The sequence below is a fragment of the Methanosphaera cuniculi genome (assembly GCF_003149675.1).
Classification (GTDB): domain Archaea; phylum Methanobacteriota; class Methanobacteria; order Methanobacteriales; family Methanobacteriaceae; genus Methanosphaera; species Methanosphaera cuniculi.
Map to the genome: position 1 here is coordinate 15879 of NZ_LWMS01000002.1, position 12415 is coordinate 28293.

A 12415-nucleotide genomic window follows, 5' to 3' on the forward strand; every position below is an offset into this window, starting at 1 on the left:
TTATAAAATAAGAATGTAGAATCAATATAATAAAAGGAGTATATATTTTAAAATGTTTAAATGAAAAAATACATACTCTTAGGAGTATATTGATATCATATCTTATAATATTTATGATTTTGAAAAATGGAAAAAAATAAATTTAGAATTTAAATCTTAAAATAATCATTAAAATCATGCTAATAAAACTAATTTTAATTTTGATAATCGTTTCTATTATTTTTGAGAATAAAAGATGTTTGTCCACATTATAGTTCAAAAAAAATAATTAAATATGAGTATAAAACAATAAAATTAATAATATTAAACTAAAGAAAAGTAAACATTAAAATAAGGAAATATAAATGTGAAAAACTTAATAAATAATTTATTACAGACTTATCATACTTTGTTTTACCAATAAATATAAAAAAAAGCCAATAATTGATAAAATAATATTATTATTTTCTATTTTTGGTTATAGTATCTATAAAATATAGGATTATTTAAAACAACAATCAAATATGGGAATTTCACATCAAAGTATTGAAAACGTGATTAAAAACTATAAAATGAAAATAAAGAAGAAAATTTGAGTTATTAAGGATATTAATTATTTGATAATCTTTGGATAAAAATTAATGGAAATTTAGAAGTATCTTTTAGCTTTATTTGATGTTAAAAAGAATACTTTAATTTCGATGAATGTACTCGAGGACAAGTCAGAAAAGACAATAAAGAAGTTTTTAATAAAATCAACACGTAACTTAAAATCTAATTTCAATAACAACAGATTTAAAATCAAGTTACAGATTACTAATAATATAATTGGGATTTAAACACCAATTATTCAAAATTAACACAAAAAATAATCTTATTTCAAAAATATTAACCAAATTAGTACAGCCTTACTTTAAAAACTTAATATATGCACTATAAAATTAGAATATAGAACTAACAACAAATAAAATCTAAAATAAGTTCTAAAAATTATTCCTAAAGTTAATAAAAAAAAGAATAAAATTAGAATATTTTAACGATAAAAATAAAGTTTATTGAAAAACTCTAAATTTTTTGACAAAGCTCAATTTTAAAATAGAAAGACTTAAAATAATTAAAAAACAAATTATATATTGTAGGATTATTTTTTGTGTTCATAACAAAAATTTATCCAATATTTTTAAATAAATAATTTATTCTATTTTTTTTTAAATTTAAAACTTGTATTTAACAATAATTTTTTATTTTAATAAATATAAACTATAATTTAATAATTTAAAAATAAATTAACAAATTTTAGACAATAATATAAACAATATAATTATAATTTATTTATTAATAATTTTATGAAAAAATAGGATTTCAACAAAGTCTTAATTATAAAAAGTTATAATAAGGAGTAAATAAATGAAAATAACTAAATATAATTGTTTTTTATTAATAATTATGATAATTATAATTTTATCTTCTATTACAGTAATATCAGCAAATGATACTAATAGTACAAGAAATTTAAATTATAATATTTCAAGTAATGACTCATATATGATGGAAAACAATACATCTATAAATTTTAAACAAAAAATAGATAATAATATAATTAAAGAAAATACCAATAATAATCTATAAAAATGGTGGAGTTGGATTGTATATTCATAATGTATATTATTCATTACCTAACCAAACAATTATAGTCAATACAAGTAATTATAATAAATTTATTAAGACAAGTAATTCTGCAGACATTAATGAAACATACTATAATTCAACAAGTGGTGGAGTAATACATCGTGATCAAAATCAACTTTGTTTCATAAATGAACATGTTGATGAAATATGGATAGTATCAGATACGTATAATAAAAAATGGTTAAGCATGAAAGAAAAAATAGATATTATTACTAAACTAGGAGATTCTACTGGAATTTTAACTGGACTTATTCAAAGTAGATGGAATTTTAATATTTTAAGTAATCCACTTTTTACAGTTCCTTCTTTTGTATTATTATCGTATTCATCATTTGTATTCATTCATACAACTGATTTATGGATTCGTGATAATTATATAAATTCTTCACAATGGGGCAAATACCATACTCATAAGAATCATTTTGATAGCTATGATTATGTTGAAATTTTTAACACTTCTGATCCTTCACGAGTAGATATTGTTGAAATACCATATACTATTCATGGTTATGATAGAAATAATGCTATATATATTCCTTATGAAGGTGAACCAAGAAATTTAACTGTTTCTGAAACTTATACATATTTTCAAAATGAGACTGTATAAAGGTGGTATTGTTGTATAAAAATAAATTATTAGAAAAAATACCTAAATCATCAAAGTTAGCAATATTATTAATATTTTTACTAATACTTTGGATTATTTTGATAAAAGATTCTATATGGATAGCTCCACTTATGATATATTCAATTTTAGAATGTTTTATTAACTCTGATGAATTAAGTGATAAAATGATTACTGCAAAAGGAAAAGATATATATTTTTTTGGATTTAGTTATAATATTTTAATACCAATAATTACTGTATTTGCTGTTTGTACAGGTATTGTTAATATTAAGGATAATAATTTAAATAATTATATTTTGGTTTTATATGTGATTATTTATATTTATGAATTTATTTTATTTACTTTATGTTTAAATCCTCGAAAAATGATAAATTTCATAAGAAATAAAGGTTATAGAATAAGTAAAATAGAAGATTATAAAAAATTATTAAATTTATTAATTATCATTGGATGTGTTCCACCAATTATATTAATATTAATAGTATAGTATATTTCTCTAAGTTCATACTTTATTATTTGTATAACTTAAAGTGGTTAGTTAAACAATTAAATATTCTATTTATGATGAATTCATAGTTTTTAGAGAAACACTATAATATTAATTTTAGTGGAAAATTTCTTCTCTTCTTTTTTTTTAATTTTGTATAAATTAGTACGTATCTTATAAGATAATCCTTAAAGATATGTATATTTTAGATAAAAATGAACTTTTAAAGTATTATTATATTAGAAAATCATTTATTTTTTATAAAATACCCTCCAAAATGCTTAAAATTAATTTTATTCTAAAAACCTTTTTTATAGATGAATATATAATGTAATATTTGAGAAAGTCATAAAATATTTGAAGATGACTTTTATAAATCAAATAAGTAAAAAAATATTCAAAATTATTACATGAAATGGTATGATTAACAATGAATAAAAGTAAATTGCTTTCTTTTATTATAGTTTCATTCTTTTTATTATCAGTAATAACCACAGTAAACGCAGCACAAAATGATACACAAACAACCGATCAAATAACAGATAATACACAAAATACAAATACCAACATAGAAGAAAATACAAATGCTAAGGTAAATCAAAAAAGTAGTAAAAATATAGAAATACAAAAAAGTAGTGACTCTATAAAAACTGGAAATCAAAATATAAAAGTAGCAACAAAAAAACAAACAAAAAAAGATACAACATTAGATGTTAACAACTACCAACAACTCACAGATGTGATAGAAAACATAAACCAACAAACAACAACAGAAACACATACAATAAACCTACATGATGGTGATTATACAATTATCAATCCAATAACAATAACAAACACAACACCACAAAACATAATAATCAATGGAAATAACCAGAAAATCGATGGAACAAACACAAAACAATTTTTAACAATAACACCAACAATAACACTTACAATAAACAACCTAGTAATAGTTAATACAAATGCCCAAAATGCATCAGCAATAAAAAATAATGGAAATCTAACACTAAATAATACCATAATCCAAAATAACACAGCAACAGATACATCAATCATAATGTCAACAAATGCAAAACTTACAATCATAAACTCAGATTTATCAAATAACAAAGCAACAAACATGGGTGGTGTAACATATAATAATAACACAACAATAAACATAACAAACTCCACACTAAATAACAACACAGCATTAAATGGGGAGTAAACTATATCTACGAAAGTAATATGACAATATACAACTCTACATTTAACAATAATTTTGCAACAAATGCAAGTGTAAATTATAATATACAATACAGTAACCTAACAGTAAATAAATCACAATTTAATCACAACCAAGCAGAATTAGATGGTGGAGTAAATTTCAATGCTAACAATTCAGATATACATCTGTTAAATTCAAACTTCACATATAACAATGCAACATATGGTGGAGCAGTACACAACAATAATACAGGAACTATAACACTAAAAAACTCAACATTCATGAACAACGGAGCAATGTATGGTGGAGTAATCTGTAATTACGGAGATGGAGATATAATAATTGAAAATTCTTCATTTTTAAATTCAAATGGAATGTATGGTGGAGTAAATTTTAATGATAAAGGAAATATCTACTTTAGAAATATATACTCAGCAAATAACACAGGAACATATGGTGGAGAAAATTATAATCATGATGGATTTATAAGTATTGAAAATTCAATATTCCAAAATAATACAGGACGAAGAATAGGAGGAGTAAACTATAACTTTGAAAATGGTATAATGATAATTAAAAATTCCACATTTAAAAATACACAATTAATACCATCTGAAGGATCAATAGGAGGTATTGATGTATGTGGTGGAGTAAATTATAATTATATTGGAGCTGTTATGAATATAACAAATTCATCATTTATAAATAACACATCAAACTCATCAGGTGGAGTATTATATAATATGGGTGATATGAATATTAATAATTCCATATTTACAAATAATAAAGCTATACAAAATGGATCAGCAATATATAACATAGCAACATTAAACATAACAAACTCAAATTTCACAAATAACTTCGGTGTACATAATGAATCAATATATACAACAGTAAATATAGCATTAACAAATAATACAATAGTAAATGAAATACCAACAGTAATAGATCAAAACACACCATTAAACTCACCAATACTAGAAGTTTCACTAAATACACCAGTAACATATACAATTGAAAATAATACAACTACAATATCAAAAAATGCATCAAATATCATAACAACAACACATACATTTACAACAAATCAAACTATAACAATACCAATAAACTATCCATCATACAGTGCAAATAACACAAACATATCATTAATCGTAATACCAGCAAGACTTAATCAAACAATCAATGCAACAATAAATACACAACAAACAACATTAAATAACCTAACAATAACAGCAATACTCAAAGATCAAAATGGTAATAATATAACACAACAACAACGAGTAACAATAAAAATAAATGGAGTAACACAACAACAACTAACAATAAATAATGGACAACTTAAAACAGTAGTAGATACATCAAACTTCACATCAAAAAACTACACAGTAACCATAATAGTCAGTGATACAACACGATATAATAAAGTAGAATACACACAAAACCTTGAAATAATCAATCGTAATGCAACAATAAACTTTATAACAAACACACCAGAAGTACTAGGACAACTAGTAATTAATGTAACATTAAAAGACATAAACACATCAACAACAGAAATTAACAATGGATTCATAATTTACAAAATCAATGGACGTACACTACGTAATGCAGATGGAAGTGAAATAAGAACTATTGTAACAAATAGCACATCACAACTTATCTTTAACATACCAGAAACAATTGGAAAAGGAACATATAACATTACAGCTAAATACATAAGCTCATATTACAACCGTGTTGAAAATATAACATTTAACCTAACAATAACACCAAAAACTATAGTTAACTCAACACTTACATCAATAACAACAACACAAAAACAAAATACAACACTAAATCTAACAATCAAAGATGAATATGGTAATGTAATTACAGGTAGAATATATTCTGTTGTGAAAATTAATAGTGTAACATATAATAGAACATATATAGAAGATGGAAAACTTAACGTTGTATTAAACACAGAATCTTTCATAAATCCAAAATATAATATAACAATAAAAACAGGACCAAGTCCATTATATACTCAAGCTGAATTTAACATGACACTAAATATAGTAAAATCAGATACAACACAAACTAATAAAACAAAAAACATAAAAACAACAAACATCACAACATATAATAATCAACAAGTAAAATGAAAAACAACAATAAAAAAAAATAATATTCTTATAAGGAGGAATTAATAATGCAAAAATGGAAATGTACATTATGTGGATGGATATATGACCCAGAACGTGAAAATGGAGTAGATTTTGAAGATTTACCAGCAGACTGGAAATGTCCCCTATGTGGTGCAGGAAAAGAAGCCTTTGAACCTGTAGAATAAATTAATCCACTAAAAACACATAAATCTATGTAAAAATAAGAAAATTTCAAAGTTTTTTTATTTCTACAATCTTTTTTTTTATTCTTTTTTAAAAATATAACCTCATAACATTTACACTTGCAATACACGTTTTAAAACTATTTTTCTTAAATTATAATTATCTTAATTAACTTAAATGAAAATACTATTATTTATAAAAAAAATATTATCTTGATTAGTTATGAAAATTAAAGCTAAAATAAGTCTCAGTGTAGATGATAATACATATGATTATAAACTCTTTGAAACACTTGATGCTATAAATAAACTGCATTCGCAACGAAAAGCAGCAAAACATGTAGGAGTTTCACACTCAGTACTTAATAGACGTATACTAAAAGCTGAAAAACAACTTGATGAAAAACTAGTTGATGTAACACCACGTGGATCATATCTTACAGAATTTGCTCGAGATATTCTTGATGAATATGAAACTTATATGCTTCGTCTTAATAATCATGATTCTATGATAAAAGTAGCAGGTGGTCCTATAAGTTGTGAATTTCTTCGTGAACTTGCAATAGGATATAATTTGGCTAATATAAGTTTTATTGAAACTGATCCTGATACTGCATATGATTTGGCTAATATGGGTATGATTGATATTCTTGGATTTGATGATCCAGTATTAGCATATATTCATAATCTTGAACCAATACCACTTGGACGTGATTATCTTAAAATGTTAATACATCCTGGTGAGGTTTTTAATTCTATTTATGATCTTGAGGGTTTATCATTTATTGAGGTTGAAAATTCTGCACAAAGACTTGTTTGGAATAGTCTTGTAGATTATAATGTTAATTTTGATATTGTATCAACTGTAAGTTCTTTTCATGAGGCAATACGGATGGTTGAAAATGATCCAAACTTATATACATTCATAAATAATAGTATGTCATATACATCAGAAAATACATCTAATGTATTAGAGGATAATACTAGTCATATAATCAGTGCTTTAAATGTTAAAAATGATAGTTTAGTTGAAAGTTTTCTTAATTTTGCATCACATAATGCACAAAAGATAACTGTAAGTTATGGATTTAAACATTTACTTGATGAATGAAAAAAAAAGTTAAATTAAAAAAAAGAGGGTGGTGAATTTTTTTAATAAAAGAATTTTATATTATTTATTCTTCTAATCTAAATCTTTTTACAACAAAGTCCTTATCAAGTGATAGTACAAATGATGCTGCTCTTGGTCCTTGTTTTTTACCTATGATTGTTTTATAGATTGCTTGGAATGCTTTTTGTGGTTTCATACCTAGTGCTTCAAGTATTTCATACATACGATCATGGAATTCTACATCACTATTAAATGTTTCATTTTCAAGAACATCTGCAAGTTGAGATAGGAACTCTTTTTGTTCATCTGTAATTTCAATACGTGGCATTTTCTTCATTACTTGGAATTTTACAAATTTAGGAGCATATGTTTCAAGCCAGTTGTTTACATATTCAAGACGTTGGAGATAATCTGCACGATCTATGTCATTTAGTTTACTAAATTCTACATCTTCTAGACGTGATTGTAGTTGATGATTTTTCTTAAGTATTTCATAGATTTTTTCAGCATCTCCATTTGCTATTTGGTATGCAACAGTTAAGAATCTGTATGATGCTTGGAATGGCATTACAGGTGATTTTTCTTTAATTTGTGATACTTCATATATTTTAGTTAATTTTTCTTTTTCTTTTGGGTTACTTGCTTCTTCTTCATCATATGCTATTCTTTCGGTACGATCATATTGATCCATAAGATCTAAGAATCCCATTTTTGGACTGAAATCTTTTGGTTTTAATGGTTTGTTTCTGAATATGAAGTAGTTTAGTGTTTCTGGTTTTCCTATTTTTAGCCATGCTTCAGGTGAGAAGAATACTCCTTTTGATTTACTCATTGCATCTCCATCAAGTGTGATCCATTCATATGGAACTGGGAATGGTGCTGGGTAATCAAAGATTTCTTCAGATATTATTTTACTTACGTCATATGATCCTCCACTTGCTGCGTGGTCTTTTCCAAATGGTTCACATACTATTCCTAGTATTTTCCATCTTGCTGCCCATTCAACACGCCATGTGAGTTTTCCTTTTCCTGTAGTGTAGTCTTCTTCACCTTCATGTCCGCATTCACATTTGTATTTTACCATTGTTCCATCATAATCATATGCTTCTGTTGTATTTACACGTCCACATTCTTCACATATTGGGTTGTATGGTAGCCATGTTTCTTTTAATGGGTGTTCTCTGTATTGGTTGAAGATTTCACGTATACGATCAGCGTTTTCTAATGCTATTTTTGTAGCTTCTGTGTATTCTCCACCTTTATACATCTTTGCTCCACTTTCAATTATTAGATCTTCTATATCAAATTCACCTAGTGCTTCTGTGAATGGTTTTTGGAAGTGTTCTACAAAGTTGTCACAACATCCTTCAGGACAAGGTATTTCATAGTATGGTTGTCCTAAGTATTTTTCATATGATTCTGGTAGTGGGAATGGTACTTTTCTTAGTGGATCATAGTCATCTGCTATCCATAGTGTTTTTGCTTTTGCTCCGAGTTTTCTTAGTTCTTTACTTACAGCATTTGCTATGAATACATCACAACTGTTTCCTATGTGGATTGATCCTGATATGGATGTTCCACTTCCTACTGTATATTCATCTTTATCTTCTTGGTATAGTTCCTCAGCTATTCTTTCTGTCCAATGTTTTGTCATTTATATCACAAAAATTTCCTTTATTTTTGATTTAATTTAATTAGTGTTAAAATTATATGTAAACCTATGTAAACCCATTAATTAACATGAAAAACTTTTCATACATACATTTTTTTTGTTATTTTTTTTTAAATTCATTAAAAAAAATTCCATTAAATCTCCTTTTTATATTACTCTTTTTTTTAGTTTAAAAAAATCAGATCTAAAAAAATTTTAATAATATATAATTTATGGAATGTTAATTTGGGAAAATGAAAGGAATACTTTTTTTCATATTTTTTTTATACTATTTTAAATATTTGTAACTTATACTATTAACTACTTTTTATTAAAAAAATAATATAGATTAATTATTTAAGAACAATGAAATATAAATTATAAACTATAAAGAACATGAAAAAATATTAAATTTATTTTTTATAGTAATATAAAAAAGGAAATTAAAAATTATCTTATATTGAGAGGAGAAAAGTAGTATGTATGTAATTATTGTAGGTGCAGGACGTGTAGGACAAAATCTTGCAAACTCACTAATAAGACAAGGAATAACAGTAACACTAATTGAGGATAATGAAGTTAAATCATCCGAAGTTGCAAATGAAATAAATGCAATGGTAATAAAAGGTGATGCAACTAATATTAAAATACTTGAAGAAGCAGATATTAGTGAAGCAGATGTATTTGTAGCAGCAACAGGACATGATGAGGTAAATCTTTTAACATCAGTACTGGCACAAAAATATGAAAATATTAAAAAAATAATAGCACGTGTAAATGAACTTGAACATGTAGAAGCATTTAATCGTGTGGGAATAAAAATTACAGTAAGTCCTGAATCAACTGTAGCAACATATCTTGAACGTATTATTACAAGACCTAAAATTGCTGATCTTATCGTACTTGGACGTGGTACAACAGAATTACTAGATATTAAAATTGAAAATAAGAAATTATTTGGAAAACGAGTACTTGATTATAGTCCTACTGAAAACTATATGGTATGTGCAGTTTATGAAGATAATGAGTTAATAATTCCACAAGAAGATACATTATTTTATAAAGATCAGAGAATTTCAGTACTTACAAAATCAGATTATGTAGATGAGGTTACAAACTTCTTTGCATCATAAAAGTAAACTAAATTCTTCCTCTTATATCAAACTCTTTTTTTTAGCAGATTTTTAATTATTCTACTATTTTTATTTTTAGAATTAGTAATTTTATTAATAGTTGAAATTTTTTTAAAATAAGATAATTTTTTAAAATAAGATAAAATAAAAAAAGAATAATTTAAGTTTCATGGTATAAGTTTCATGGTATTATTCTTAAATTATTATATGTTAAGATTTTAAAAAGAAAAAAATATGGCATTTTTTCTTTCTATCGTGTTTCATTTTTTGTGATATTTAAATAAAAATAATTTTTTAAGGTTTTTTTATAAATTGTCTTATATTCCTAGATAAAAAAGATATGAAAAAGATGAAATATAGGGATAATTTATGGTGATTATCCTACATTTCTAAGGGATTCTTTTCTCTTTTTTGGTATAAAACATTTTATTTTTAATTTTTTTTTATAATTTATGTCTGATATTTTTGTATAAAAACCTTTCACTGCTTAGTTATCGAAAGCTTCTTTGTCAGCTTTATCTAACCATTGGTTTACAATTTTAATTGCACAGTAGTTTCCACACATTGTACAGGTATCATCTGCTTCAGGTGGTCTTTTATCTCTGATAGCTCTTGCATCTTCAGGGAATAATGCGTGTGCGTATTGTTCTTCCCAGTTGAGTTGTTTTCTTGCATCAGCCATTTTGATATCTTCTTGTCCGAATCTTTCCATGTCTATTGCAAGGTCTCCTGCGTGTGCTCCGATTCTTGTTGCAATTACTCCTTCACGTACATCTTCTACTCCTGGAAGTGCGAGGTGTTCTGCTGGTGTTACGTAACATATGAAGTTTGCTCCGTATCTTGCACATTGTGCTGCTCCTATTGCTGATACGATGTGGTCGTATGCTGGTGCAATATCTGTTACTATAGGACCGAGCATGTAGAATGGTGCGTTTTTACACATTTTTTTCTGAATGTTGATGTTTGTTTCAATTTCGTTAATTGGGATGTGTCCTGGTCCTTCTACGATTGTTTGTACTCCTCTTTCTCTTGCTCTGTCTACGAGTTCTCCTAATACGATTAGTTCTTGTATTTGAGCTCTGTCTGTAGAGTCTGTAAGTGCTCCTGCACGCATTGCGTTTGCCATACTTAGACATACATCGTATTCTTCTACGATATCTAGTACTTGGTCGTAGTTTTCATATAATGGGTTTTCTACATCGTGGTGTACCATCCATGAGGATATGAATGATCCTCCTCTACTTACAAGTCCTCCTTTACGTCCTTCTCTTTTGAGTCTTTTGAGGGTTTCACGGTTTACTGAACAGTGGATAGCCATGAAGTCTATTCCGTCTTTTGCTTGTTTTTCAATGTTTTTAAGCATGTCGTCTGGTTCCATGTATATTGCGGATCCTTCTTTTTCGATTGCTTCTACTGCTGTTTGGTATATAGGTACGCTTCCTACAGGTTTTTTTGTGTTTGCAAGTACTGTTCTTCTTATGTTGTCTAAGTCTCCTCCGATACTTAGTTCCATAAGTGTGTCTGCTCCTGCTTCTTCTGCAACTTTTGCTTTTTCAAGTTCCATGTCAAGATCATTAATATCTGTGGATGTTCCTATTGTTGCATTTACTTTTGTTCTTAGGTTTTCACCAATACCTACTGCTACAGTTTCTCTTTGGTTGTTATCTGGTATTGCAATGTATCCTTTTGCAACCATTTTTCTGATGTATTCAGGGTCTAATTGTTCATCTGCAGCTACAGCTTTCATAGCTTCGGTTATGTTTCCTCTCATAGCTTCTAACATTTGTGTCATTATTTTAAACTCCTATATTGTTATTAATCTTGTCTATTTTTTAAGATAGTCTATAAAAGCCCAAAAAACTAAGTTTGGTTTTTAATAAAATGTTAATACCATTTTTTTTGATATAGATTAATGTTATTAGTTTTTAACATCCCTTTTTGCTATCTTCTTAAGACTTGTGTAATACTTTTTTTAGATATAGTATTTAAAGGGTCTCATATTTTGGGTTAATTTTATGATTTTTTGATGCTAAATTTTTGTTAATTTTTGTTTTTATGTAAAAAATCTTAATAGATTAGAATGTTTTTCAAGTAATTTTAAAAAAAGGTAATACTTTTACATATTAAAAATAATACTTTTGTCTGGATTTCTGAAAAATTTCTAAAAAAAAGAATTCAAAACTAAAAAAATCTT

At 25.9% G+C, this 12415-nt stretch carries 10 protein-coding genes; 8 read left to right on the plus strand and 2 right to left on the minus strand.

The window, feature by feature from the left end; translation table 11 throughout:
* Positions 1 to 1386: 1386 nt before the first annotated feature.
* The 7 genes from MSCUN_RS00345 to MSCUN_RS00375 all read left to right on the plus strand — a co-directional run bounded on the left by MSCUN_RS00345 (position 1387) and on the right by MSCUN_RS00375 (position 7437).
* Complete coding sequence (locus tag MSCUN_RS00345; RefSeq protein WP_095609366.1) at positions 1387 to 1608, plus strand: hypothetical protein; 222 nt, start codon at positions 1387 to 1389, stop codon at positions 1606 to 1608.
* A 16-nt stretch (positions 1609 to 1624) separates the two neighbouring features.
* A complete protein-coding gene (locus tag MSCUN_RS00350; protein WP_095609367.1) occupies positions 1625 to 2275 on the plus strand; it encodes a hypothetical protein in 651 nt (216 codons plus the stop codon).
* A gap of 11 nt (positions 2276 to 2286) precedes the next feature.
* Positions 2287 to 2784: a hypothetical protein gene (locus tag MSCUN_RS00355; RefSeq protein WP_109582938.1), complete on the plus strand. Its 498-nt coding sequence runs from the start codon at positions 2287 to 2289 to the stop codon at positions 2782 to 2784.
* Positions 2785 to 3214: 430 nt separating this feature from the next.
* Positions 3215 to 3994, plus strand: a complete 780-nt coding sequence (locus MSCUN_RS00360) for a hypothetical protein (protein ID WP_095609369.1) — start codon at positions 3215 to 3217, stop codon at positions 3992 to 3994.
* A gap of 20 nt (positions 3995 to 4014) precedes the next feature.
* Positions 4015 to 6141 carry a hypothetical protein gene (locus MSCUN_RS00365; protein WP_095609370.1) on the plus strand — a complete coding sequence of 709 codons (2127 nt, stop codon included), beginning with the start codon at positions 4015 to 4017 and terminating at the stop codon, positions 6139 to 6141.
* Positions 6142 to 6188: 47 nt separating this feature from the next.
* Positions 6189 to 6329 carry a rubredoxin gene (locus tag MSCUN_RS00370; protein WP_095609371.1) on the plus strand — a complete coding sequence of 47 codons (141 nt, stop codon included), beginning with the start codon at positions 6189 to 6191 and terminating at the stop codon, positions 6327 to 6329.
* A gap of 220 nt (positions 6330 to 6549) precedes the next feature.
* A complete protein-coding gene (locus MSCUN_RS00375) occupies positions 6550 to 7437 on the plus strand; it encodes a LysR family transcriptional regulator (protein ID WP_095609372.1) in 888 nt (295 codons plus the stop codon).
* Between the two features lie 64 nt (positions 7438 to 7501).
* Here the strand turns inward: MSCUN_RS00375 and lysS are convergent, their stop codons facing one another.
* Positions 7502 to 9091 carry a lysine--tRNA ligase gene (gene lysS, locus MSCUN_RS00380; RefSeq protein ID WP_095609373.1) on the minus strand — a complete coding sequence of 530 codons (1590 nt, stop codon included), beginning with the start codon at positions 9089 to 9091 and terminating at the stop codon, positions 7502 to 7504.
* A 476-nt stretch (positions 9092 to 9567) separates the two neighbouring features.
* Between lysS and MSCUN_RS00385 the strand changes: the two genes are divergently transcribed.
* On the plus strand, positions 9568 to 10221 hold the full coding sequence (locus tag MSCUN_RS00385) for a potassium channel family protein (RefSeq protein ID WP_095609374.1): 654 nt from the start codon (positions 9568 to 9570) through the stop codon (positions 10219 to 10221).
* Between the two features lie 487 nt (positions 10222 to 10708).
* Here MSCUN_RS00385 and thiC read toward each other — a convergent pair whose 3' ends face one another.
* Positions 10709 to 12013, minus strand: a complete 1305-nt coding sequence (thiC, locus tag MSCUN_RS00390) for a phosphomethylpyrimidine synthase (RefSeq protein WP_095609375.1) — start codon at positions 12011 to 12013, stop codon at positions 10709 to 10711.
* Positions 12014 to 12415: the final 402 nt, after the last annotated feature.